Below are 21,904 nucleotides of genomic sequence, written 5' to 3' on the forward strand. Positions count from 1 at the left end.
TTGGGCTCCCCCCCACCCCGGGTAGGGGGGGGGGGGGGGGGGGGGGGGGGGGGGGGGGGGGGGGGGGGGCGACTGAGGACGTCGCCCCCGCGGGTGGGTCACTGCGGCACGTTCAGCACGAAGTCGAAGTCCGCCTCCTTGGCGTTTCCGACGGTGCGTACGTTCATCAGGAGCCGGGCGTCGAAGATCGGGTCCGTGTTGTTGCGCGGCTCGCCGGGGAAATACAGCTGGGTCGTGAGGACCGGCCGTCCCGGTGCCTGCGCCTTGACGTGCAGGTGCCGGGTACGGCCCGGATAGAGGCCGGGCACGATCGTGGTGAGCCTGAACGCGCCGGTCGCGTCGGTGAACTGGTGCCCCCGGAAGCGGAATCCCGTGTTGTCGTACGTCCCGTAGGTGTCGGCCTGCCAGAAGTCCAGCAGGACCCGGGGTATCGGACGGCAGGCGCGCCCGAAGACGTAGCCGGTGACGGTGAGCCGTACGCCCGGTGTGCCGGGCTGCAGGAGCGAGGTGCGCTGCGGGGAGTTGGGTTTGAAGTACGGTCCCTCCATCTGCGGGGGCGTGGGGTCGTCGCCGTCGTCGCAGGCCGGGGTCGCCTCCGGGGCGACGCCCCGCTCGCCCGCGGTCCTGGCGAGCGCGGGGACCCCCATGAAGGCCACGGGCAGGGCCATGCCCACCGCGGCGGCCGCTCTCAGGACGGTCTTGCGGCTGGGACCGCCGCCGTTGTCCCCGCCGCTGCCGCCGTCCTTGCCGCCGCGGTGATCTGTGCCGTCTCCGGGCGTGCCGATCTCGTGCTCCATCGCTCCTCCTGAGGGGTGGGGTGGGTTCCGGATCGGCACCGAAGCTATGCAAGGGGGCGAGCACGGGCGATGGACTCAAGGCGGTGGTCGTGGTGAATATCGCCGTCGCCGCGCCGGAAGTCGCCGGGGCTCGCGCCGGTCTCCCGGCGGAAGAAGCGGCAGAAGTAGGCCGGATCACCGAAACCGACCCGCACACCGATCTGACGTACCGACAACTCCGTTCGCAGCAGCAGGCGTTTGGCCTCGTGCACGCGGGCCTGCCGGATCAGTTCGCCGGGTGTGCGGCCCGTGGAGGCTTTCACCGCCTCGCCGAGGTAGCTCACGGAGACGCCCAGGTGCCGCGCGCACGCGTGCACGGAGTGCAGAGGGCCCTCCGGGGTGGCGAGCAGGCTCACGAACTCCGCGGCGACCGAGCCGGGCCGCGAGCGCGGTTCGGCACCGGCGGCGGCCGGATGCTGTGCGGGAAGTCGTGCCGAGCGCACCACGAGGACGTGCAGCAGGGCGCGCAGCACGCTCTGGAAGCCGTCGGCCCCCGTCCGGTACTCGCCGTCGAGATCGGCGACGAGCCGCGCGGTCCGGTCGGCCGCGTCGTCGGGCAGTTCGAGCCAGGAGCGCCGCCCGAGCACGCGCAGCGCGGGGCGGTCCGCCGGGTGGTCGAGGAGGAAGTCGTCGGTGAAGAGGATGACGTGCCCCTGAAGTCCCCTGACGTTCTCCCAGTGGTGGACCTGGCCGGGGGCGATGAAGCACAGGTTCGGCGGGCTCAGCGCGAAGCGGGCCAGGTCGACGACGTGTTCGCCGGTGCCGCCGGTGACGTGGACGATCTCGTGGAAGGTGTGCCGGTGCGGGAAGGAGGCGCGCGACATCGGCCCGATGGTGTCGAACGTGCCGATGGCGAACGGCAGCGCATTGGGCATGGGCACCTCCAGGCGGTGCGTCGGCATGCCTTCCTCGCCGGGTAATCCGCTGTTTCCCTCGCCGGGCAAGACCGTTGTACCGCGCATGCGTACGCTCCTCACCGCGACCGAAGACTGGTCCAGACCAGCCCGGTCCCCCACCATGGCACGCGCGGTCACCGGCGGGCAGAGGGCGACCACGGGCAGCAACTGAGCCGCCGACGGCTCGCGGCGCGACAATGGTGGGGCGAGATACGCCTGCCGTTGCGGAGAGGCGGGACAGGATGCCGTACACAACAGTCACCGCGCTGAGCCACCCGGGGCTCGTACGCGATCAGAACGAGGACAGCCTGGCCGTCGGCCCGTGGACGCTGTGCGGGACCACGAGCGAGAACCCGCAGACCCTGGGCTTCCCGCTCGGCAACCCCCTCGTCGTCGCGGTCGCCGACGGCATCGGCGGCCAGCCGGGCGGCGAGGTGGCCAGCGGCATCGTCGCACGGCGCCTCGCGTCGCTCGGACCCGTCCTCGACAGCGAAGAGGCCGTACGCGACGCGCTCAGCGCCTGCAATCACGCCGTGTACGACGCCGCCGAGCGCGATCCGGAGCTGGCCACCATGGGCACCACGGTCGCGGGGGTCGTGGTCCTCGGCTCCGAACTGCTCGTGTTCAACGTCGGTGACAGCCGCGTGCTCGACGTGGGCCGCGGCGGTGCCCGTGGCACGCTGCGCCAGGTCAGCGTCGACGACAGCCCGCCGCCCGCACCGGGACGGCGCACCACGTCGATCGTGACGCAGGCGCTCGGCGGTGCGCTCCGGTTCAGCGCGGTCACCCCGCACGTCAGCACGGTGCCGCTCGTCGGGGGTGAACGTTTCCTGGTGTGCACGGACGGACTGACCGACCCCGTGCCCGAGGAGACTCTCGACGAGCTGCTCGCGGCCCATGACGGCGGCCGTGCGGTCTTCGAGCTGTGGAAAGCCGCCATCGACGCCGGCGGCCCCGACAACATCACGCTCGCGCTGATCACCGTCGTCGACGACGACTAGACGACGACTGGACGCCAACTAGCGGCACGCGCGTGCGCGACGGTCCGGAGTGCGTCCCCTGTGAATCCGGGGACTGCTGTGGCGATCACGTACGCTCGGCGGATGGCCAAGTATTTTGACGTGCACCCCGACAACCCCCAGCCGCGCAGCATCAGCACCGTGGCCGACAGCATCCGCTCCGGCGCGCTCATCGCGTATCCGACGGACTCCTGTTTCGCGCTGGGCTGCCAGCTGGGCAACCGCGACGGCCTGGACCGGATCCGCAGGATCCGCAACCTCGACGATCGCCACCACTTCACCCTCGTCTGCGAGAACTTCGCGCAGCTGGGCCAGTTCGTGCACGTCGACAACGACGTGTTCCGTGCGATCAAGGCCGCGACGCCCGGCAGTTACACCTTCATCCTCCCCGCGACGAAGGAGGTGCCGCGCCAGCTCCTGCACCCCAAGAAGAAGACCGTCGGGGTCCGGATCCCCGACCACGTCGTCACGCAGGCGCTGCTCGCCGAGCTCGGCGAGCCGCTGCTCTCCAGCACGCTGCTCCTGCCCGACGAGGAGGAGCCGCTGACGCAGGGCTGGGAGATCAAGGAACGGCTCGACCACCAGGTGGACGCCGTCGTCGACTCGGGCGACTGCGGCACGAGCCCGACCACGGTCATCGACTTCTCCGGCGGCGAGGCCGAGATCGTACGGCGCGGCGCGGGCGACACCTCGCGGTTCGAGTAGCCTGCCGGGTCACCCCGTCAGGCCGGTGACCCGCATCGTGATGTTCAGGCGGCCCGAGGTCAGACCGCTGTCGGGGTCAGCGGTGCCCTCGTGGACCTTGGGCACGCCGTGGAAGATGTAGCGCGAGGGTCCGCCGAAGACGAACAGGTCGCCGGAGGCCAGCTCGATGTCGGTGTAGGGCTTGGTACGGGTCTCGGTGTTGCCCACGCGGAAGACGCAGGTGTCGCCGATGGACAGGGAGACCACCGGGGCCGACGACCGCTCGTCCTTGTCCTGGTGCATGCCCATCCTGGCCTGCCCGTCGTAAAAGTTGATCAGGGCCGTGTCCGGCGTGTAGTCGGCGGCGGACCCGTCTCCGTACGCCGCCGTCAGCGCCCGGCGGCCCAGTTCGACCATCCACCGCGGGAAGGCGGCGACCTGCCGGCCGTTCACGTCTCCGGCGGTGCGGGTGTACCGGTAGGGCTGCCAGTGCCAGCCTACGCAGACCGTCTGCACGGACATGACCCCGCCGCGCGGCAGCTCGGTGTGGCGGATCGGCACCGGGCCTGTGGCCCAGCCGCGGCACGCCGTGACGAGCTCGCGCTGCTGCTCCGGGGTGAGCCACTGCGGCACGTGCACCGCGCCGGGGGCGATCTCCGTGGTGGGCCGGGGGATCAGGGCGCTCACGCAGGCTCCTCGGCGGGCGGGCGGACGGTGACCCAGCCGTGGCGCACGTCCCAGACCGCGCCGTCCGCGGTGGCGCCGCGCAGGCCGTGGAGCACGTCGGCTCCGGCGAGCGCGGGGACGCGGGAGTCCTGGAGCGAGGCGAAGGCGTAGCTGCGGGCCGGGTCCCAGTCGGTGGAGTGGCGCAGGCGGCGGGCCAGCTGGGCCAGGCCGAGCGGCGCCGCGGCCAGGACCCAGGCGTCGGGGAGCTCCGCCGTCAGGCGGTGCGCGGGGCGCAGCCAGGAGGCGGCCGTCTCGGGCCAGCTCACCGTGGTGAGGACCGTGCCGCCGCGGGCCGTCCACGCCTCGGCGAAGGCTTCGGCGGCGGCACGGGACGCGGTGTCGCGGCCGTGGCCGACGGTGACGGTCTCGATGCGCGCCTTCGGCAGGGTCAACAGGCCGATCAGGGCGGCGAGTTCGGCTTCGGTGTGCGCGGCGGGCGCGGGCAGGTCCGCGTGGGCGGCGAGATCGGCGGCGCCGATCAGGGGCGAGCGGGAGGTGTCCCGTTCCGTGAGGATGCTCATGGTGTGCCGGTGCTTTCTGGGTCTGCTTTCCACCGAGCGTACTGACCGGGCAGGCAGACCGCACAGGGGCGGTATCCGGCCGCGATCGCGGTGGCCTCGTCGGGGAAGAAGACCCGGTGGGCGGCGTAGGGGCCGCGGGCGACGGCCCGCAGCGCGGAGGGGCAGAGGCGGCCGTACAGGCGCCCGCGGCGGTGTCCGCCCGGGGTGCCGGGCGTGCTGCCGGCGTACGGCTTCCCATCCGGGCCGCACAGCGTGTACGTACGGGGGGCCGGTGGCGCGGCGTCCGGAGCGGGGATCACGCCGCGTCGTGGAAGACCAGGCCGAGCGTGCGCCGCCGACCGGAGCGGACGGTGCTCACGCCGTGCCGCATCGGCCCGGTCGACCAGCCGCGCCGGGAGGCGACGGGCCGGTCGCGGGTGGTGAAGATCAGCCCGTGGCCCTGCGGCAGGGTGGTGGACGAGCCGCGCGACTGGGCGCGGGGGCGCTGCTCGGTCATGATGAACTCGCCGCCGGTGAAGTCGGCTCCCGGTACGTCGAGGCCGATGACGACCTGGAGCGGGAAGAGCATGTCGCCGAAGACGTCACGGTGCAGGGCGTTCCAGTCGCCGGGGCCGTAGCGCAGGAGGATCTGCGCGGATTTGGCCTGGCCGGCCGCGTGGCACATCTCCACCCACTCCCCCAGGGTTTCGGGCCAGGGGGCGGGCTTGCCGAGCTTCGCGGCCCAGTCGCGGGCGACGGGCAGCAGCCGGGGGTAGAACGCCTCGCGCAACTCCCGCACGACATCGGGCAGTTCGTGGGTGAAGTAGCGGTACTGGCCGGAGCCGAAGCGGTAGCGGGCCATGTCGACGGTCGAGCGGAAGCGGTCGGTCTCGTCGTACAGGGCGGCGATGTCACGGCATGCTTCGGGGGTCAGGAGTCGGCCGGTGAGGGCGTGGCCGTGTGCGTCGAGTTCGGCGGTCAGCGCGTCCCAGTCCCCGGCAGCGACGCGTTCCCCTGCGCCGGTGTCCGCCGGGTGCATGGTGTCGATCATGGTCGGGGCCCTTCGTGGTCGTGCGTGCAGGGGGCGGGCGGGCGAGGGGCAGGTCAGACGAGGGTGGGCTGCAGGGCGCCTTCGTGGGCGAGGAGCCGGACCTTGCGCTCCACTCCGCCCGCGTAGCCGCGCATGGAGCCGTCCGCGCCGATCACCCGGTGGCACGGGCGCACCAGGAGCAGCGGGTTCGCGCCGATCGCTCCGCCCAGGGCCTGGACCCCGGCGCGTTCCACGCCGAGCCGCTCAGCGAGGGCGCCGTAGGTGGTGGTCGTGCCGTAAGGGATCTCTTCCAGGGCGTGCCAGACGCGTTGCCGGAATTCGGTGCCGCTCGGGGTGAACTCGATCTCGAACGCGGTGAGTTCACCGGCGAAGTAGGCGGCCAGCTGTCGTGCGACGCCTGCGAAGCGCTCGGGGTCGTGGGCCCAACCGGCCTGCACCGCCGGGGCGTTGCGCCGGCCGGGCATGGTCAGCGACGTCAGCGAGACGCCGTCCCGTGTCGGCTCCCCCACAAGGAGCAGTTCGCCGAGCGGGCTGGTGACGGTCGTGTGGACGGTCATGGCGACCTCCCTCTTTCCTTGCCTCTCCGTGCCTTCTTTCCTCTTCAACGGTGAGGTATCGCGACCTTGGATGCTGGCGGGATTCGGACGTCACGCTGGGGGTCCGGCTTCTGGTTCTGCTTCGGGTCCTGCTTCTGCTTCGGGTCCTGCTTCTGCCGACGTGTCATGCCGACGCCGATCAGCACGACCGCCATGCCCGCGGCCACCCGGAAGCTGAAGGCCTCGTCGAGCACGACGGCGCCCAGCGCCACGGAGACCACCGGCAGCAGATACCCGACGGTCGCCGCGTTGGTCGCGCCCTCGTCGGCGATGATCCGGTAGGTGAGGTGGAAGGTGACGCCGGTGGCGAAGATCCCCAGGACGAGGACGGCGAGCAGCGTCGTGTGCTCCACGTGGACCGCCTCCAGGCCGCCGACCGGCAGGGCAAGCGCCGTCAGACCCGTGGCGGCCATCAGCTGGGCCGCGGAGAGGGAGAGCGTGGGCATGCCCTTGCCGACGAGGTGATGGCCCATGTACGCGAAACCGACGGCGTAGCTCGCCGCGGCGCCCACGATCGCCAGGGCGCCCCAACTCGTCAGCCCCGACTGCTGCCACGGGGCGAAGATCAGCGTCGTACCCGCGAATCCGATGAGGAGCCCGGCGAGGCGGACCGGGCGCAGGCCTCGTTCCGTGCCGATGCCGAGGCCGATGAGAACGGACCACAGCGGGGTGGTCGCGTTCAACGCGCCCGCCACCCCGGAGTCGACGGTCTGCTGCCCGACGCTGAAGAGACCGAAGGGCAGGGCGTTGCAGAAGAAGGCGGCGACGAAGATGTGCTTCCACGTCGTCAAGCCGGCGGGAAGACGGCCGCGGGTGCCACGGCCGCGAGTGTGACGGCCGCGGGTGCCGAGGAGCAGCACCGTCAGGGTCCCCGCGCCCAGTGCGCAGCGCAGGAGCGTGACCTGCACGGGAGTCAGGCCCTCCAGGGCCAGTTTGATCCAGAGGAAGGTGGATCCCCACAGGAGGGCGAGCACGCCCACCCTCGCCGCTGCCCATGTTCTTCCGGGGACGCCGTTCACGGTTGCCCTCCCTGTCCGGGCCGTCGTCATCCGGTGTCCTCCGGCCGCTGTCAGTGAACGATGCCGCCGCCGACCTGGAAGGACAAGCGAAGAGTTCTGAACTTTCGTTAAGCACAACTACATCCGGGGTGCGAGCACCCTCGCCGCCCGCGCGGTCCTTTAGGGTGAGAGGCGGGCCGTGACTGGCGCTGAGGTGGAGTACCACCGGGGAGCGGCCTGACCTCGTGTCGATGCCGCGCGCCTGGGCAACTCCCCCCTGAAGCCCAGGAGTGGCACATGCCCCAGACGCAGACAGCTCGCCTGATGGACGGCACCGGCCTCGCCCGCCGTATCGTCGAGACCGCCTCCGCCACCGCCGCGGACATCCGCCGCCGCACCGGTTCGTCCCCCTGCCTGGCGACCGTCCTGGTCGGCGAGGACCCCGCCTCGGTCACGTACGTCCGGATGAAGCGCGCCCGCTGCGAGAAGGCGGGCATCGAGTCGCGGCACGTGGCCCTGCCCGCCTCGGTCTCCACCGCCGAGCTGATCGAGACGATCACCGCCCTCTCCGATGACCCGACCGTGCACGGCATCCTGCTCCAGCACCCGGTGGGGCCGCACATCGACGAGCGTGCCGCCTTCGAGGCGATCGCACCGGCCAAGGACGTCGACGGCGTCACCATGCACTCGTTCGCGGCGATGGGCTTCGGCTTGCCCGGCTTCGTGTCCTGCACCCCCGGCGGCATCATGCGTCTGCTCGAGGAGTACGACGTCGACCTCACCGGCAAGCACGCCGTCGTCGTGGGGCGCAGCGCCATCCTCGGCAAGCCCGCGGGCATGCTGCTCCTGGGCAAGGACGCGACGGTGACGTACTGCCACTCGCGCACCGCCGACCTGCCCTCGATCGTGCGGCAGGCCGATGTCCTGATCGCCGCGGTCGGCAAGCCGCGCTTCATCGCCGGCGCGGACATCAAGCCCGGCGCGGTGGTCATCGACGCGGGCTACAACGCGGGCAACGTCGGCGACGTCGACTTCGACACCGCCCGGGACCGCGCGAGCCTGATCACTCCCGTCCCCGGCGGCGTCGGCCCGATGACCATCGCCGTGCTGCTCGCCCAGACGGTCGAGGCGGCGACGCGGCAGCTCGGACTGGACTGAGCGCGGACATACGGACACACGGACGCACAGACACCCGGGCACACGCGCAACGCCCGGGTGGCAGGGCGCGTGTCAGGACCGCCTCAGGACGCTGACCCCGTTCGCCGTCACGATCGCCGCGATGGCCAGCCACTCCACCCAGCCGAGGGACTGCCCCAGGACGACCATGCCCACCAGCGCCGCGAGGACCGGGTTGACGCTCATGAAGATCCCGAAGAACCGGGCGTCGACCCGGCGCAGGGCGAGCAGGTCGGCGAGGAACGGCACCGCGGAGGAGAGGATGCCCGCGGCTGCCGCACAGCCCAGGGCCGTAGCGGTGGGCGGGTGGTGGGCGAACACCGCGATGCCGACCGGCAGGTAGAGGAGCCCGGAGATCCCCGCGGCGGCGGCCGACCCCTCGACGCCCGGAAGGCGGGCGCCGACCGTGCGGTTGAGCAGGATGTACGACGCCCAGCAGGCCGCGGCGAGCAGACCGAGGGCGATGCCCGCGTAGTCCGTGCTGGGCTGCGGGCGGGCCAGTGCCACCACCGCCGCCCCCGCGACGACCGCGCAGCCGAGGTCTACGGCGCGGCGGGACGCGGCAAGGGCGACCGTCAGGGGGCCAAGGAACTCCAGGGTCACCGCGAGGCCGAGGCCCACGCGGTCGATCGCGGTGTAGAGCGAGAGGTTCATGGTGGCGAAGACCGCCGCCAGGCACAGCAGCGGCCACCACTGGCGCCAGGTGAAGGCGCGCACCCGGGGCCTGCCCACCGCGAGGAGCACGACTCCGGCGACCCACTGCCGTACCGCCACGACACCGGCCGGGCCGATGGCGTCGAACGCCAACGCGCCTGTGGCTGCGCCGACTTGGTTGGAGATCCCGCTGCCGAACATCATCGCCATGCCCAGCAGCCGGCCGCGTGGGGCCTCCGCCGGGCGACCGCCCGGTTCGCTCGGGCCGCCCGGGTCACTCGGGCCGCCCGGGGCGACGACGGGCGCTGCTTGGCTCTGAGACGTTCGCATGCACCGCAGGATGCGCCTCTTGCGCGCATACGAAAAATGCATGGGAGTGCTCATCCATACGCTTTGGTTATCCATACGCTCCGGTTATCCGTACGCCCCGCGCATCCCTAGACTGCGGCCATGGATCTGGAACTGCGGCACCTGCGCTGCCTGGTCGCCATCGTCGACACCGGCGGCTTCACCGACGCCGCGGCCGAGTTGGGCGTCTCCCAGGCGGCCGTCTCCCGGACCCTCGGCGGCCTGGAGGAAGTGCTCGGGGTGCGGCTGCTGCACCGCACCAGCCGCAGCGTCACCCCCACGACCGCGGGGGTGCAGGTCCTCGCGCGGGCCCGGCATCTGCTCGCGGAGGCCGATGACCTCATCCGCGAGGCGACCACCGGACACACCCGGCTGCGCATCGGCCACGCCTGGTCCGCGATGGGCCGCCACACGGCGGAGTTCCAGCGCCGCTGGGCCGCCGGGCATCCGGACGTCGAGCTGTACTTGATCCGGACGAACTCCGCGACCGGCGGCCTCGCCGAGGGCCTGTGCGATCTCGCCGTCGTGCGCACCACCTTCAACGAGGCCCGGTTCGCCAGCGCCGCCGTCGGCCACGAACGCCGCTTCTGCGCCCTGGCGAGCGACGATCCGTGGGCCAGGCGGCGCTCCGTCCCGCTGGCCGACATACGGGAGCGGACGCTCCTGATCGACCGGCGCACCGGCACCACCACCGCCGAGCTGTGGCCCGAAGAGGCCCGCCCCCCGATCGAGTACACCCAGGACATCGACGACTGGCTCGCCGTCATCGCGTCGGGCCGCTGTGTCGGCCTCACCCCGGAGAGCACCGCCAACCAGTACCGCCGCGACGGTGTCGTGTTCCGCCCGCTGCGCGACGCCGACCCGATCGCCGTGCACCTCATCTGGCGCCGCCACGACCCGCATCCCATGACGCACGCGGCCGTGGCGCTGCTGACCGATCTCTACCGGCCGTAAGGCCCCCGCAACCCTCCGCGACCTGCACCGACTCCAGTCCCAACAACCCATGCCCAAGGTGATGTTGCTGTGGCAGACTGCGGCTCCCAGCGTCTTACGCAGCAGCAACGGAGTACGTCATGACCGCAGATGCGCCCAGGCCGACGATCGACACCACCAACCCGCATCCCGCGCGCGTCTATGACTGGCTGCTCGGCGGCAAGGACAACTACCCCGTCGACGAGGCCGTGGGCGAGAAGCTGCCGCCCGAGGCCAAGGACGCCGCACGGCAGAACCGCGCGTTCATGAACCGCGCGACCGCCTGGCTCGCCACCCAGGGCATGGACCAGTTCCTCGACATCGGCACCGGCATCCCCACCGAGCCGAATCTGCACCAGATCGTCCAGGGCATCGTGCCGTCGGCGCGGGTCGTCTACACCGACAACGACCCCATCGTGCTGCGCCACGCGGAGGCCCTGCTCGTCAGCCGCCCGGAGGGGATGACCGACTACATCCAGGCGGATGTCCGCGAGCCCCTCGAGATCCTGGATCACGCCCGCGGCCTGCTGGACTTCGACCGCCCGATCGCCCTCTCGCTGATCGCGCTCATGCACTTCCTGCCGGACGACCAGGACCCGTACGGCATCGTGCGCACGCTGGTCGACGCCCTGCCGTCGGGCAGCCACCTGGTGCTCTCGCACGCCTCGTCCGACATCTTCCCGGAGCTCTCGGCGCAGGTCACCGCGGAGTATGCGAAGGGCGGCATCCAGCTCGGGTTCCGCGACCGCGCCGGGGTCAGCCGCTTCTTCGACGGGCTCGACATCGTGGAGCCCGGCCTGGTGACGGCCCCGGAGTGGTTCCGGGACACCGCGCGGCCGGAGGCGGAAGGCAGCGGGATCTACGCCGCGGTGGCGCGCAAGCCCTGACAGGCACGGGCGCAGGAACAGGAACAGGGATAGCGACAGAGACAGGGACGGTCCGGGCGCCTCAGTCGTCGCCCGGGCCGTCGGCCGCCGCCGCGTCGCTGCGTTCGTTGGCGCGGTCGATCTCCGTCATGTGTTCTTCGGCCCACGCCCTGACGGCGGCGAGCGGCCCCTCCAGGGACAGCCCGAGGGCGGTCAGGCGGTAGTGCACGCGTGGTGGCACGGTCGGCTCCACCCGGCGGGCGACCAGGCCGTCGCGGGTCATGCCCTGCAGGGTCGTGGAGAGCATCTTCTGCGAGACGCCCGGCATACGGCGGCGCAGTTCGGCGAAACGCACCTCGTGCGGCTCGGCCTCGGCGAGGACCTTGACCGCCATCGACGTCCACTTGGTGCCGATGCGGTCGAGCAGGCGGCGCGTCGGGCAGTCGGGATCGAAGAGATCGCCGCGCGGCCCCGCCTCGGGAGGGGTGGTCACCCCGGGCTCACCACCTGTCGGGAAAGTGCGTTCTTGGCAGGCCAGACAGGGTTACCTAGCCTCATGTGGTCACCAATGGTAACCAATTCGGAGCTTCGCCATGCCCCTCCTCCCCCGGACCGAGCACGCCGTCCCCTGCGCCGCCCCCGAGAACGCCCCTGACGCCGCCCCCGAGATCGCCCTGCGCCAGATCACCACCAACGGCATCACGGTCAACGTGGCGGTCTCCGGCACCGGCCCCGCCGTCCTGCTGCTGCACGGCTTCCCCCACACCTGGCAGCTGTGGAGCGAGATCATGCCCCGGCTGGCCCTGCGGCACCGCGTCATCGCTCCGGACCTGCGCGGACTCGGCGCCAGTACACGAGCGGCGGACGGCTATGACGCGGACAACCTCGCGACCGACGCCGAGGGGATACTCGACGCGCTCGGAGAACGGACCGCGGCGGTCGTCGGCATCGACGCGGGCACACCGCCCGCCTTCCTTCTCGCCTTGCGACGACCCGATCTCGTACGACGGCTCATCGTCATGGAGTCACTTCTGGGGCCCCTGCCGGGCGCGGAGGACTTTCTGGCCGGTGGTCCGCCGTGGTGGTTCGGCTTCCACGCGGTGCCGGGGCTCGCCGAGAACGTCCTGGCCGGGCACGAGGCCGAGTACATCGACTGGTTCCTGCACACCGGCACCCGCGGCCGTGGCATCCCCGAGCGCGTCAGGGACGCCTTCCTCGCCGCCTATACCGGCCACGAGGCCCTGCGCTGTGCCTTCTCGCACTACCGGGCCATGCCCGCGAGCGGGCGGCAGATCCGGGACGCCGCGCGACAGGCCCGGCTGACCATGCCCACGATGACGATCGGCTCCCACCCCGTCGGGGCGGCCCTCGAACGACAGGTGCGGCCCCTCGCCGACGATCTGACGGGCCATCTGATCCGGGACTGCGGCCACATCATCCCCCTCGACCGCCCCGGAGCCCTGCTCGACGTGCTCGAACCGTTCCTCGCCGCCGATCTCCACGGCCGTCAGGGCTAGGCCCATAGGGCCCTAGTTGCCGGCGAACATGTCGAGCAGGCCCTGCGGCGAGTCGGCCCGGAAGATGCGGACGAGGCTGTCGGCGGACTCGGCGGCGGCGTTCTCGCCGCGGGGGAACAGCGCCTTCTCGTAGGCGGCCAGCGCGGCTTCGGTGTCGCCGGGATGCGCGGCGACGGCACGGGCGAGTTCGGAGCCGTCGAACATGGCGAGATTGGCGCCCTCCCCCGCGAAGGGGGACATGAGGTGGGCCGCGTCGCCGAGCAGCGTGACGCCCGGCACGCGCTCCCAGCGGTGGCCGACCGGGAGGGCGTGGATGCGGCGCGGGGTCAGTGATCCGTCGGCGTCGGCGACCAGCGCCCGGAGGCTCTTGTCCCAGTCGGCGAAGTGCTCCAGTACGGACGCCTTGGCGAGGTCGGTGGCCGTGAAGTCGATGGAGGAGATCCAGTCCTCCGGGACCTGGAGTGCGGTGTAGACGTGCAGGCTGCCGTCGATCTCGCGGTGGGCCAAAAATCCCTTGCCCGCGCCGAGCGCGAAGAACATGCCGCCGCCCACGACGGCGGCGCTCTCCGGATGGCGGGCGTCGGCGTCCAGGAGGTCCACCTCGACGAAGGAGATTCCGGAGTAGGCGGGGGTGGCGTCCGAGACCAGGGGGCGGATGCGCGACCAGGCACCGTCGGCGCCGATCAGCAGGTCGGTGGTGAAGGCGGAACCGTCGGCGAGGGTCACCTCGTGGCGGCCGCCGCCGAGAGGACGCGCCCCGGTGATCTTGGCGCCCCAGCGGACGGCGCCCTCGGGCAGCGAGCCGAGCAGGAGGTCGCGCAGCTGGCCGCGCTCGACCTCGGGGCGGCCGCCGTCGCCGTCGTCCGCCTCCTCCATGCGGACCACGGCGTCCTTGTCCAGGACGCGCATGGCCTCACCGCCGGGGTGGATGAGCGCGCGGAACTGCTCGTACAGATCGGCGGCGCGCAGGGCGGCCTGCCCGGACTCCTCGTGGATGTCGAGCATGCCGCCCTGACCGCGGGCGGCCGGGGAGGCCTCCAGGTCGTACAGGGCGGCCTCGATGCCGTTGACGTGCAGGACGCGGGCGAGGGTGAGACCTCCGAGGCCCGCGCCGACGATGGCGATGGGGTGGTGGGGGTGAGGGTGCTGAGGGTGGTGGGTGCTCATGGCGTTGCTCCTTACGTGGCGCGTGGTGCTTGGTGCGTGGTGCTTGGTGCGTTGTACTTGTCAGCGCTCAGTTCCGGTCGCCGTCGTCCGGGACGGGCGTGTGCAGGATTCCGTTGATCAGCGCGCGGAAGCCCCAGGAGATGCGGGCCTCCGGCCGGCCGGAGAGAAGCTGACCGGCAAGGCCTGCGACGTGCGGGTGGGTCTGCTCGGACGCGCCCCGCAGCGCTTTGGCTACGGCGTCCCACTCCCCTTGGGCGACCTCGGCGTCCCGGTCGCCCGGCGCATGCTCGGCGGCGGTCGCGGTGGCGTACTGCAACAGCAGGTCGACGCCCCAGGCCGCCTGCCCCGGCGGAACTCCGCCCTCGTCGAGGAGGGCCAGCAGCGTTTCGATGAGCCGCAGGTAGTGCTCACCGCGCGGCCGGGCCACGAGTGCGGCCTTGGCGAGACCGCGGTGCCGGAAGAGCACCCCGGTGTAGGAGGTGAGCACCTGCTCAAGGCGCTCGCGCCAGTCGCCCTCGACCGGCTCCGCCCCGACCGTGCCGAGCAGTTCGTCGAGGATCGCGGCGTGCAGTTCGGCGGTGTTGCGCACGTAGACGTAGAGGGAGGCGGGCCCGGTGTCGAGCTCCTGGGCGAGGCGGCGCATGGTCACCTTGCCCAAGCCCTCGGCCCGCATGATCTCCACCGCGGCGGCGACGATCCCGGCCCGCGTCAGGGCCGGCTTCGCCGGGCGCTCGCGGCGGCTGCGGGGGGCACCGGAGTGATCGGAGTGAGCTGTCATACGACCACTGTAACGAACATGTTCGTTACGTGCATGTTCGGAGCGAACATGTTCGTTCACAGGTTCTCGAAGGAACGCACGCGGAGTCCGCACTTCCGCCGCGCGGGGGCGTTCGCGTACGCAGGAGCTTGATTGGCGATCAGCAGGGGCGGGCATCACCGTGGGGCAGGATCGACCATGCAACAGATACGCCGGGCGCGGTGAGCTGTTTCCGTCGCGAGCACACCGGTCGTCCCAGGGGAGGGAAGTGAGTCGCCATGCGTGCGCACCAGCGCGCCCATCGGCATGTCACCCGCGTTGAGTACGCATTGCCGCAGGAAGCCGCGTCGGCCGGCCGGGCCCGGAGGTTGACCTCCGCGTTCCTGACCAGGTCCCGCGGGCACCTGTCGGAAGTCGATGCCGAACGGGTGGACGATGCCACGCTGATCGTGTCCGAACTTGTCACCAACGCCACCCAGCACGGCCGCAGCCCCTGCCGCCTGCGCCTTGAGGTGTCCGACGACCATGTGACCGTCGAGGTCCACGACGCGAGCCCCGAAGGCCCACGGGTCCTCAGGCCGAGCACCGAGCGGGACAGCGGACGGGGCCTCGCGATGGTGCGGCACCTCGCCGCGCGTCTGGAGGTCGTCGGTAGCGGCCGGCGCGGCAAGGCCGTCCGTGCGGTGCTCGCCCTGCGGCATTTCGAGCCCCGGCCCCTGCCCCGGACCGGCACCGGGACCGGGCCCCGGTCGCTGCAACGTCCTCGCAACCTTGCCCGCAGTTGACTGGGCTTCCGTCTCGACGAGGAGCGGCAGCCCATGACCGATACCCCACGCGTGGAGTTGACCCCTGCCGCCGCCGATCTGGTGCGGCGACTGAGGGAGGCCCACGGCCCGCTGATGTTCCATCAGTCCGGCGGCTGCTGTGACGGCAGCGCGCCCATGTGCTACCCGGAGGGCGAGTTCCGGACCGGCGACTCCGACGTGCGCCTGGCCTCGCTGGCCGTCGAAGGCGTGGCCGAACCGGTCACCTTCTGGATGTCGAAGAGCCAGTACGACGTATGGAGTCACACCCGGTTGATCGTCGACGTGGTGCCGGGCCGCGGCAGCGGATTCTCGCTCGAAGCCCCGGAAGGCGTACGTTTCCTCATCCGTTCCCGGTTGGTGGACGCCTAGCCACCCGCTCGCCACCCACCCTGCACCCGTCCGGCGCGGCCCTCTGGTGCGCGATCTGACCGGCCATCACACTGAGGCAGTTGGTCGGCAGTCAGAGCTCAGGGGGCATGGTGGCGACACGCCGCAAGCACATCTCAAGACGGTTCAGATCGGCGAGGGCGGCGCTCTCGGTATTGACGGCATTCGGCACGCTGGCCGGTGCCGCTCTGATGGGAGCGGCACCGGCCGGCGGTGTGGAGGCGCCCGGAAAAAGGGGCGTTTCGCAGATCGCGCCGGGCGTGAAGTACTGGAACTTCGACATCTCCGCGTCCCACGGCACGACGCGCGCGCACGTGCTCGACGTCGACCTCAGGGATACGCGGACGAGCGTCGGCCTGCTCTATCCGGGTGAAGTCGGCGCACGTTCCGCCGTATCCACTCTCGCGGACGGAGCGGGGGCGGTCGGCGGGATCAACGGCGACTTCTTCAACATCTCCGAGACCCAGCATCCGGGCGTCGAAGCGACGGGCGCTCCCGTCGGTCCCGCGGTCGCACGCGGTCACGCCCTCAAGGGGGCGGTGCCGAACGGGCAGCGCTTCGGCCCCGCGATGCCTCCGGGTGTGACCACCGAGGCCGTGCTCGGCGTGGGCTACGACGGCCGGGCCCGCCTGGACAGCCTCCGCCTCGAAGGCCAAGTCCGCATCGGGCAGACCCGTCTGCCGCTCGGCGGGCTCAATCAGTACGCGCTCCCGGTGGGTTCCGTCGGCGCGTTCACCAGTGACTGGGGCCGCACCTCACGGGTGCGCTCCACCTGCGGCACCGACACGAACCGCGGCGCACCCTGCAGCACGGACACCCATGAGGTGACGGTGCGTGCCGGCCGTGTCGTGGAGTCCGCGGGCACCCCCGGCAGCGGTCCGGTGGCCGCCGGCAGCACGGTCCTCGTCGGACGCGAGGCAGGCGCCCAGGAGCTGCGCAAACTCTCGATCGGCGACCGGGTGCACGTCTGGCACCGCCTGGTGTCCACCGAGTCACGCATGCCGCTGCGCTTCGCGCTCGGCGGCTATCCGGTCCTGCGCGGCGGCGCCCCGCTGCCCGGCCTCGACCCCGCCACCTCGGCCGTGCGCACGGCGGCCGGGATCTCCGACGACGGCCGGCGCCTCCTGCTCCTGTCCCTCGACGGCTCCCCCGAGTTCCGTACGGGGCTGACCGTCGCCGAAGTGGCGGACACCTTGCGGGGGTTGGGCGCGCAGGACGGCTTCAGCCTGGACGGCGGGGGTTCCTCCACCCTGGTCTCGTCCGCCACCGCCACCCTGGTCGCGCGGGCGCCGGGCGCGGAGGCGGTCACCGTACGCAACAACCCCAGCGGCGGCGCGGAACGCCCGGTCGCGAACGGCATCGGTGTGTTCTCGCGTGGCTAGCCGGCGGCGCGGACGCGAACGCGGTTCCGGGTTCCCGACAAGTAGGGGGTGAGACCGCCGACCGGCGGTACGGATACGGAGGTCCCGTGACCACGGACCTGGATGACGAGGAGCTGCTGGCCCGCACCGCGCGGGACCCGGCAGCCTTCGAACCGCTGGTGGTACGCCACTCGGCGGCTCTCCACGGCTACTTCGCACGGCGGGCACCCGCTGCCGCCGACGATCTGCTCGCCGAGCTGTGGCTACAGGCGTACGCGGCCCGGCACGGCTTCGACGCGGCCCGCGGTCCCGCGAGGGCCTGGCTGTTCGGTGTGGCCCGCAACGTGTTGTCGGCGCACTGGCGGCGGCTCGCGCAGCAGCGGCCGGGGCCGCCCGGTGAGAGCCGGGGCGACGACCCGTGGGAGGCGGTGGACGCCCGGCTCGACGCGGCCGCGGTGGCGCCGCGTCTGCGCGAGCTGCTTGCCGGACTGCCGCCGCAGGAGCGGGAGTTGCTGCTTCTGGTGGCCTGGGAGCAGCTCACGCCGGGCGAGGCCGCCGCGGCGGTCGGCATCCCCGCGGGGACGGCTCGTTCACGGCTGCACCGCGCCCGTACCCGGCTGCGCGCGAGCGCACCCCTCAAGCTGACCGGAGAACTGACATGACCGAACGCAGCGACCTGCTCGACTTTCCCGGTGCCGATGAACTGATCTCGGCGGGCGCCGTCGCGCCGCCCGCCCCGGAAGTGGTGGCGGCGGCGCAGACCGCCGTGGCGAGCGCCGCACGGCGCGATACGGCCGTCGTCCCGCTGCGCATTCGTACGGCTGGGCGCCGGCGGAGGCTGCTGGTCGCCGCGGCCGCGGTGGCGGCCATCGCCGCGGGAGCCGTCGCGTATCCGGTCCTGGACCTGGGCGGCACGCCTGCGGCCACCGCCTCGGCGGCCCAGTTCCTCGACGACATGGCCGATGTCGCGGCGGACGCCCCGGCGGCGAGGTCCCCGTACTGGAAGGTCCGTATGGAGACGGTGAACCAGGACGACGGGAGCGCGACGACGACCACCTATTTCGACCGGGCGGGCCGCATCTGGACGGTGGACGCGACCGGCACGGTCCACGGTCCCGGCAAGGGGAGCAAGACCAAGAAGTGGCCCGTGGGCAAGAAGTGGCTGACCTGGCCCGCACTCGACAAGCTGCCCACGGGACAGAAGGCGCTCACCGCGCTCTTCCCGAGGGACGCCGAGAGTCGCCGCCACCAGGTGACGGCCCTCCTCGAGGACTCACCCGCGAGCCCCGGACTGCGTGCCGCCCTCTTCCGGGTCCTCGCGGACACCTCCGGCGTCAAGCTGATCGGTGACGTCAAGGACAGCAAGGGGCGTCAGGGTGTCGCCTTCGAGATCAGGTGGTCGACCGTCGGGTTCTCGACCGGTCCCGGCAAGGACGTGAAGTACCGGATGACGGACCGCTACATCGTCGACCCGGACACCGGCCTCCTCCTGGAGACGACCCACAAGAACCATGGCAAGGGCGGCTCCTCGGACCGCTACACCTGGCTGGAGGTCGGCCCGGCCGAGCGCGTCGGCTGAACGCAGGGCGGGCGGGGCGCCGTCACTCGGCGTCCCGCACCGCCACCAGACCGTTGAAGACCCCTACGTACGCGGTGCCGTCCGGCCCCAGGGTGATCGGCGCCCAGTTGTTGTCGTAGGCGATGCCCGTGCCGGCGAGGCGCTTCCACTTGGTCTCGCCGGTGCGGAAGTCGACGGCCGTCAGGTACCAGGCATCGATGCCGAGGCTGTTCGGCTCCTTCGTGTAGAAGTACAGCAGCCCGGAGGCGGTGGAGAGCTTGGGCACGTTCGAGGGGGCGCGGACGTCGCTCTCCCACACGGGGTCGCAGCCGCTGCCGTCCTCGCGTACGTCGATCCTGCTTGCGCCGCCGACGACGCTGCGCCCGAAGGTGAGCGAGGTGATGTTCTCGTAGCCGTAGTTGTTCTCGACGACGAGGCTGTTGCCCCAGCTGATCAGCGAGTTGTCGGTGGTGGACGCGCCGGAGCCGAAGACGGGGACCTTGCAGACGAGGCGCTTGTCGTCGGCGATGTCGTCGCCCCTGCGGTAGACGAGGACGTTCATGCGGTCGTCGGCGTTGTCGGTGATCGCCACGTAGTCGTCGTCGCCCTGGCCGAAGAGGTCGGGCGTGGTGCCCGAACCCTGGTTCACCGAGCCGGGCTTGGTGCCCGTCCCCCGGTCGTAGGTCTGGCGCCAGACGGCCTTCGGGGTGCCGTCCGCGGTGGTCCGGAAGCTGTAGAGCGCGTGGTCGGAGACGATCGAGACGCCGTCCTCGGCGACGGAGAACGAGTTCTGGATCTCCTCGCCCTCCAAGCGGACCGAGCGGATGTCGCCGGACTTCGGATCGACGGTCCCGACCCGTCCCTGCCGGGTCACCCACCAGATGCGGCCCTCCCAGTCGGGCATGACCGAGGTGACCGGGTCGCATTCCCCGCTCGGGTAGAGGTTCGTCCAGCTCACGCAGTCGTGCGGTACGTGCGCCGTCAGGTCCCAGTCCTTGTCGACGACGAACCGCCAGCCGCCGTCCGCCGTCTGTTCGTGCGCGAGCCGGACGATGTGCTGGCGCGAGTCGGCCAGGACGAGCCGGTCCTGGTCGTCGAGGTAGGAGTAGGCGCCGCCCGAGGTGTCCTTGAAGATCTTCGAGAAGTCCAGGCGTGTGATGGCCTCGACGGTGGAGGGGCGCTGCGGCAGCTTGTACTCGGCGAGCGTGTCCATCGTGTCCGGGTCGAGCAGCTTGACCAGGAAGCCGGTGAACGTGCCGCAGACGGTGACGATGCGGCCTGCCTTGTCGAAGGTGACGGTGGCGCACTCACCGCCGAGGGCGGCCATCTTCTCGCTGCCGACCTCGGGCTTCTTGCCCAGCGGCCCGTTCCAGGGGTACGTTCCGCTGCCCGCCGCGTCCGCGTGCATCCCGCTGCGGCCGTTGGCCGCGAGGTGCGGGTGCTGGGGCGGCTGTTCGCCGGGCAGGGGGCGGGCGTCGGCGGGTGTGCCGGTGTACTGGTCGACGAGTCGGTGCCCCGGCGCCTTCGGTATGTCGTCCGCCCGGGCGGGAGACGCGAAGGACACGGCCGAGACCGTGAGTGCGGTCAGGGCGAGGGCACTGCTGAGGGTTCTGCGACGCGGCATGGGCCGAAGCTAGGGCCGAGGCCTTGAAGTGTCCATGGAAAGGTGACAGTTGTTCATGAACACGCAATGATCATGGCTGACTCATGACGTCATGGCCGGGTCATGGCTGAAGGCCGCTGACGATGTCCGCGGCGGCCGTGACCCCGTTGTGGATGGTCGGCGCCATGCTCGAACTCGCCAGATAGAAGCCGAGCAGCGCACAGACCAGGGCGTGCGAGAACTTCAGCGCGCCGTTGCGCAGAAAGACCACTGCGAGGATCACCAGCAGCAGCACCACAGAGACCGAAATGGCCATGGGGACAACCTCCTCCGCCACGTCCACACCGCGGCTCTGGGCCGAGTGTGGCGCAGCGGAGGGACCGTCCGGGCGACCGGCATGTCCTCCGAACGGGTGTTATGTGCCGGGGCGTTGCTTCGGCGGCGCCGGGGGCTACTGCCCGTGGGCGTCGAGGAACGCCTCCAGGCCCGCGAGGTCGTCCGTGTTCAAGTGGTCGACTCCGGCGGCCAGGAGCTCGCCCCACACCGCGTCGCGCGCCGGTCCCGGCAGGTCGGGCGTAGCCCAGAAGCGGACGCGCTGGCCGCGCTTGTGGGCGGCCGAGACGATGCCGCGCAGCTTGTCGCGCTCGGCGGCCGGGATCGCGCCGACGCCCTGCCAGCTGAAGTTGAGCGTCCAGTTGTCGCTGATCAGCGGGATGAGCGAGGCGGGCGCCGCACTGCCCAGGTCGGCGAGGCGGCCGTCGTAGAAGGCGCTCCGCACCCGCTGGGCCTCCATCGGCGCGCGGGCGGCCCGGTCGCCGGACACCACCGCCGTCACGGCGCCGCGGCGCACCTTGCCGTGTGAGTACGTGGTGAACAGGTGCCGGTAGCGGCGCAGGTGGCGGTCGAGTTCGAGGTACGTCGCCGCGCCCTCGGTCTTGATGTCGATCAGGAGTTGGAAGGGGGTGCGGTGGTAACCCCGGTAGACGGAACCGTGGTTGGCGCGCACGCGGGCGGCCAGGGGGTCCAGGTAGAGCGATTCGAGGGTGCGGGCGGGGTCGAGGTCGATCGGGTCGTGGGCGACCAGGAGAGCGCCGTCGACGAGGTAGATGTCGGCCTCGACGCTGCCGAAGCGGTGGTCGAGCGCGTCGAAGAGGGGCCGGGGGTGCTCGTAGTCGTTGTGCGCGTGGGCGCGGACGAGGGGACGCGGGCCGTGGCCGCGCTCGCTCGCCCGGGCGTACGCGGGGACGGCCGCGGTGCCGGCGAGCGTGGCACCGATGGTGAGGGCTCTACGACGGGTGATGAGTGCCACGGAGACTCCAGTAAGAGGCGAGGGACGGCGGGTCGGGCCTCAGTGAGTATGAGGCCATGCCCGCGTCAAGAAACCCCGTCGCGACGGGAGTTGGCGCTATCGACGCCCTGCGTTAAC

The 21,904-nt window shown here is 71.7% G+C and carries 25 protein-coding genes, 1 pseudogene and 1 riboswitch; of the genes and pseudogenes, 11 read left to right on the forward strand and 15 right to left on the reverse strand.

The window, feature by feature from the left end:
• Window positions 1–101: 101 nt before the first annotated feature.
• Window positions 102–668 (reverse strand): annotated as a pseudogene (locus tag ABZ906_RS10660) (dioxygenase); the annotation flags it as partial.
• Window positions 669–841: 173 nt separating this feature from the next.
• A complete protein-coding gene (locus tag ABZ906_RS10665) occupies window positions 842–1,798 on the reverse strand; it encodes an AraC family transcriptional regulator (RefSeq protein WP_361380145.1) in 957 nt (318 codons plus the stop codon).
• A 176-nt stretch (window positions 1,799–1,974) separates the two neighbouring features.
• On the opposite strand from ABZ906_RS10665, the gene ABZ906_RS10670 reads away from it, so the two are divergent.
• Window positions 1,975–2,733, forward strand: a complete 759-nt coding sequence (locus ABZ906_RS10670; protein ID WP_361380148.1) for a protein phosphatase 2C domain-containing protein — start codon at window positions 1,975–1,977, stop codon at window positions 2,731–2,733.
• 102 nt (window positions 2,734–2,835) lie between these two features.
• Window positions 2,836–3,456 (forward strand): L-threonylcarbamoyladenylate synthase, encoded by a 621-nt coding sequence (locus ABZ906_RS10675; protein WP_361182922.1) that lies wholly within the window; start codon window positions 2,836–2,838, stop codon window positions 3,454–3,456.
• Between the two features lie 9 nt (window positions 3,457–3,465).
• Here ABZ906_RS10675 and ABZ906_RS10680 read toward each other — a convergent pair whose 3' ends face one another.
• The 6 genes from ABZ906_RS10680 to ABZ906_RS10705 are packed head-to-tail and all read right to left on the reverse strand — an operon-like array spanning window position 3,466 to window position 7,327.
• A complete protein-coding gene (locus tag ABZ906_RS10680; RefSeq protein WP_361182924.1) occupies window positions 3,466–4,122 on the reverse strand; it encodes an alpha-ketoglutarate-dependent dioxygenase AlkB in 657 nt (218 codons plus the stop codon).
• Window positions 4,119–4,682: a hypothetical protein gene (locus ABZ906_RS10685; RefSeq protein WP_361380151.1), complete on the reverse strand. Its 564-nt coding sequence runs from the start codon at window positions 4,680–4,682 to the stop codon at window positions 4,119–4,121. Before ABZ906_RS10685 ends, ABZ906_RS10680 begins: the two co-directional genes overlap by 4 nt.
• A complete protein-coding gene (locus tag ABZ906_RS10690) occupies window positions 4,679–4,981 on the reverse strand; it encodes an Ada metal-binding domain-containing protein (RefSeq protein WP_361380154.1) in 303 nt (100 codons plus the stop codon). Before ABZ906_RS10690 ends, ABZ906_RS10685 begins: the two co-directional genes overlap by 4 nt.
• Entirely contained in the window at window positions 4,978–5,712 is a 735-nt protein-coding gene (locus ABZ906_RS10695) for a 2OG-Fe(II) oxygenase (protein ID WP_361380157.1), read from the reverse strand. The genes ABZ906_RS10690 and ABZ906_RS10695 overlap by 4 nt, the downstream gene beginning before the upstream one ends.
• 53 nt (window positions 5,713–5,765) lie before the next feature.
• A complete protein-coding gene (locus tag ABZ906_RS10700) occupies window positions 5,766–6,269 on the reverse strand; it encodes a methylated-DNA--[protein]-cysteine S-methyltransferase (protein ID WP_361380160.1) in 504 nt (167 codons plus the stop codon).
• A gap of 44 nt (window positions 6,270–6,313) precedes the next feature.
• The gene (locus ABZ906_RS10705; protein WP_361380163.1) at window positions 6,314–7,327 is read right to left on the reverse strand and encodes a DMT family transporter; all 1,014 of its coding nucleotides are present in this window, start codon (window positions 7,325–7,327) and stop codon (window positions 6,314–6,316) included.
• 168 nt (window positions 7,328–7,495) lie between these two features.
• Window positions 7,496–7,581, forward strand: a riboswitch (ZMP/ZTP riboswitch).
• Window positions 7,582–7,603: 22 nt separating this feature from the next.
• Between ABZ906_RS10705 and ABZ906_RS10710 the strand changes: the two genes are divergently transcribed.
• Entirely contained in the window at window positions 7,604–8,464 is an 861-nt protein-coding gene (locus ABZ906_RS10710) for a bifunctional 5,10-methylenetetrahydrofolate dehydrogenase/5,10-methenyltetrahydrofolate cyclohydrolase (RefSeq protein ID WP_361380166.1), read from the forward strand.
• A gap of 72 nt (window positions 8,465–8,536) precedes the next feature.
• Here ABZ906_RS10710 and ABZ906_RS10715 read toward each other — a convergent pair whose 3' ends face one another.
• On the reverse strand, window positions 8,537–9,346 hold the full coding sequence (locus ABZ906_RS10715) for an EamA family transporter (protein ID WP_361381393.1): 810 nt from the start codon (window positions 9,344–9,346) through the stop codon (window positions 8,537–8,539).
• A 240-nt stretch (window positions 9,347–9,586) separates the two neighbouring features.
• On the opposite strand from ABZ906_RS10715, the gene ABZ906_RS10720 reads away from it, so the two are divergent.
• Window positions 9,587–10,438, forward strand: coding sequence for a LysR family transcriptional regulator (locus ABZ906_RS10720; RefSeq protein WP_361380169.1), 852 nt, complete (start codon window positions 9,587–9,589; stop codon window positions 10,436–10,438).
• A gap of 119 nt (window positions 10,439–10,557) precedes the next feature.
• On the forward strand, window positions 10,558–11,343 hold the full coding sequence (locus tag ABZ906_RS10725; protein WP_361182937.1) for an SAM-dependent methyltransferase: 786 nt from the start codon (window positions 10,558–10,560) through the stop codon (window positions 11,341–11,343).
• A gap of 61 nt (window positions 11,344–11,404) precedes the next feature.
• On the opposite strand, the gene ABZ906_RS10730 is transcribed toward ABZ906_RS10725, so the two are convergent.
• Window positions 11,405–11,815 (reverse strand): helix-turn-helix domain-containing protein, encoded by a 411-nt coding sequence (locus ABZ906_RS10730; RefSeq protein WP_361380172.1) that lies wholly within the window; start codon window positions 11,813–11,815, stop codon window positions 11,405–11,407.
• Window positions 11,816–11,915: 100 nt separating this feature from the next.
• Between ABZ906_RS10730 and ABZ906_RS10735 the strand changes: the two genes are divergently transcribed.
• Window positions 11,916–12,839: an alpha/beta hydrolase gene (locus ABZ906_RS10735; RefSeq protein WP_361380175.1), complete on the forward strand. Its 924-nt coding sequence runs from the start codon at window positions 11,916–11,918 to the stop codon at window positions 12,837–12,839.
• 12 nt (window positions 12,840–12,851) lie between these two features.
• Here ABZ906_RS10735 and ABZ906_RS10740 read toward each other — a convergent pair whose 3' ends face one another.
• Complete coding sequence (locus ABZ906_RS10740) at window positions 12,852–14,006, reverse strand: NAD(P)/FAD-dependent oxidoreductase (RefSeq protein WP_361380178.1); 1,155 nt, start codon at window positions 14,004–14,006, stop codon at window positions 12,852–12,854.
• Window positions 14,007–14,073: 67 nt separating this feature from the next.
• Window positions 14,074–14,784, reverse strand: a complete 711-nt coding sequence (locus ABZ906_RS10745; RefSeq protein ID WP_361380181.1) for a TetR/AcrR family transcriptional regulator — start codon at window positions 14,782–14,784, stop codon at window positions 14,074–14,076.
• 257 nt (window positions 14,785–15,041) lie between these two features.
• Between ABZ906_RS10745 and ABZ906_RS10750 the strand changes: the two genes are divergently transcribed.
• The 5 genes from ABZ906_RS10750 (at window position 15,042) to ABZ906_RS10770 (ending at window position 18,896) form a co-directional block, all read left to right on the forward strand.
• Window positions 15,042–15,548 carry an ATP-binding protein gene (locus ABZ906_RS10750; RefSeq protein WP_361182946.1) on the forward strand — a complete coding sequence of 169 codons (507 nt, stop codon included), beginning with the start codon at window positions 15,042–15,044 and terminating at the stop codon, window positions 15,546–15,548.
• Window positions 15,549–15,581: 33 nt separating this feature from the next.
• Window positions 15,582–15,938, forward strand: a complete 357-nt coding sequence (locus tag ABZ906_RS10755; RefSeq protein ID WP_361380184.1) for a DUF779 domain-containing protein — start codon at window positions 15,582–15,584, stop codon at window positions 15,936–15,938.
• Window positions 15,939–16,147: 209 nt separating this feature from the next.
• Entirely contained in the window at window positions 16,148–17,338 is a 1,191-nt protein-coding gene (locus tag ABZ906_RS10760; protein WP_361380187.1) for a phosphodiester glycosidase family protein, read from the forward strand.
• Between the two features lie 86 nt (window positions 17,339–17,424).
• The gene (locus tag ABZ906_RS10765; RefSeq protein ID WP_361182951.1) at window positions 17,425–17,979 is read left to right on the forward strand and encodes an RNA polymerase sigma factor; all 555 of its coding nucleotides are present in this window, start codon (window positions 17,425–17,427) and stop codon (window positions 17,977–17,979) included.
• Window positions 17,976–18,896 carry a hypothetical protein gene (locus ABZ906_RS10770; RefSeq protein ID WP_361380190.1) on the forward strand — a complete coding sequence of 307 codons (921 nt, stop codon included), beginning with the start codon at window positions 17,976–17,978 and terminating at the stop codon, window positions 18,894–18,896. Before ABZ906_RS10765 ends, ABZ906_RS10770 begins: the two co-directional genes overlap by 4 nt.
• A 22-nt stretch (window positions 18,897–18,918) precedes the next feature.
• Here ABZ906_RS10770 and ABZ906_RS10775 read toward each other — a convergent pair whose 3' ends face one another.
• The 3 genes from ABZ906_RS10775 to ABZ906_RS10785 form a co-directional block, all read right to left on the reverse strand.
• On the reverse strand, window positions 18,919–20,499 hold the full coding sequence (locus tag ABZ906_RS10775; protein ID WP_361380193.1) for a hypothetical protein: 1,581 nt from the start codon (window positions 20,497–20,499) through the stop codon (window positions 18,919–18,921).
• A 100-nt stretch (window positions 20,500–20,599) separates the two neighbouring features.
• Complete coding sequence (locus tag ABZ906_RS10780; protein ID WP_160503040.1) at window positions 20,600–20,794, reverse strand: hypothetical protein; 195 nt, start codon at window positions 20,792–20,794, stop codon at window positions 20,600–20,602.
• 135 nt (window positions 20,795–20,929) lie between these two features.
• Complete coding sequence (locus ABZ906_RS10785) at window positions 20,930–21,787, reverse strand: phosphatidylinositol-specific phospholipase C/glycerophosphodiester phosphodiesterase family protein (RefSeq protein ID WP_361182956.1); 858 nt, start codon at window positions 21,785–21,787, stop codon at window positions 20,930–20,932.
• Window positions 21,788–21,904: the final 117 nt, after the last annotated feature.

Origin of the sequence: Streptomyces sp. NPDC046925 (assembly GCF_040644915.1) — a bacterium.
Classification (GTDB): Bacteria; Actinomycetota; Actinomycetes; order Streptomycetales; family Streptomycetaceae; genus Streptomyces.

What these genes read in the sequence shown, in the direction of transcription:
- ABZ906_RS10665 (WP_361380145.1), bottom strand. Translation starts at nt 1,798, where the DNA reads ATGCGCGGTACAACGGTCTTGCCCGGCGAGGGAAACAGCGGATTACCC.
- ABZ906_RS10670 (WP_361380148.1), top strand. Translation starts at nt 1,975, where the DNA reads ATGCCGTACACAACAGTCACCGCGCTGAGCCACCCGGGGCTCGTACGC.
- ABZ906_RS10675 (WP_361182922.1), top strand. Translation starts at nt 2,836, where the DNA reads ATGGCCAAGTATTTTGACGTGCACCCCGACAACCCCCAGCCGCGCAGC.
- ABZ906_RS10685 (WP_361380151.1), bottom strand. Translation starts at nt 4,682, where the DNA reads ATGAGCATCCTCACGGAACGGGACACCTCCCGCTCGCCCCTGATCGGC.
- ABZ906_RS10695 (WP_361380157.1), bottom strand. Translation starts at nt 5,712, where the DNA reads ATGATCGACACCATGCACCCGGCGGACACCGGCGCAGGGGAACGCGTC.
- ABZ906_RS10700 (WP_361380160.1), bottom strand. Translation starts at nt 6,269, where the DNA reads ATGACCGTCCACACGACCGTCACCAGCCCGCTCGGCGAACTGCTCCTT.
- ABZ906_RS10710 (WP_361380166.1), top strand. Translation starts at nt 7,604, where the DNA reads ATGCCCCAGACGCAGACAGCTCGCCTGATGGACGGCACCGGCCTCGCC.
- ABZ906_RS10715 (WP_361381393.1), bottom strand. Translation starts at nt 9,346, where the DNA reads ATGGCGATGATGTTCGGCAGCGGGATCTCCAACCAAGTCGGCGCAGCC.
- ABZ906_RS10720 (WP_361380169.1), top strand. Translation starts at nt 9,587, where the DNA reads ATGGATCTGGAACTGCGGCACCTGCGCTGCCTGGTCGCCATCGTCGAC.
- ABZ906_RS10725 (WP_361182937.1), top strand. Translation starts at nt 10,558, where the DNA reads ATGACCGCAGATGCGCCCAGGCCGACGATCGACACCACCAACCCGCAT.
- ABZ906_RS10735 (WP_361380175.1), top strand. Translation starts at nt 11,916, where the DNA reads ATGCCCCTCCTCCCCCGGACCGAGCACGCCGTCCCCTGCGCCGCCCCC.
- ABZ906_RS10740 (WP_361380178.1), bottom strand. Translation starts at nt 14,006, where the DNA reads ATGAGCACCCACCACCCTCAGCACCCTCACCCCCACCACCCCATCGCC.
- ABZ906_RS10745 (WP_361380181.1), bottom strand. Translation starts at nt 14,784, where the DNA reads ATGACAGCTCACTCCGATCACTCCGGTGCCCCCCGCAGCCGCCGCGAG.
- ABZ906_RS10750 (WP_361182946.1), top strand. Translation starts at nt 15,042, where the DNA reads ATGCGTGCGCACCAGCGCGCCCATCGGCATGTCACCCGCGTTGAGTAC.
- ABZ906_RS10755 (WP_361380184.1), top strand. Translation starts at nt 15,582, where the DNA reads ATGACCGATACCCCACGCGTGGAGTTGACCCCTGCCGCCGCCGATCTG.
- ABZ906_RS10760 (WP_361380187.1), top strand. Translation starts at nt 16,148, where the DNA reads ATGGGAGCGGCACCGGCCGGCGGTGTGGAGGCGCCCGGAAAAAGGGGC.
- ABZ906_RS10770 (WP_361380190.1), top strand. Translation starts at nt 17,976, where the DNA reads ATGACCGAACGCAGCGACCTGCTCGACTTTCCCGGTGCCGATGAACTG.
- ABZ906_RS10775 (WP_361380193.1), bottom strand. Translation starts at nt 20,499, where the DNA reads ATGCCGCGTCGCAGAACCCTCAGCAGTGCCCTCGCCCTGACCGCACTC.
- ABZ906_RS10780 (WP_160503040.1), bottom strand. Translation starts at nt 20,794, where the DNA reads ATGGCCATTTCGGTCTCTGTGGTGCTGCTGCTGGTGATCCTCGCAGTG.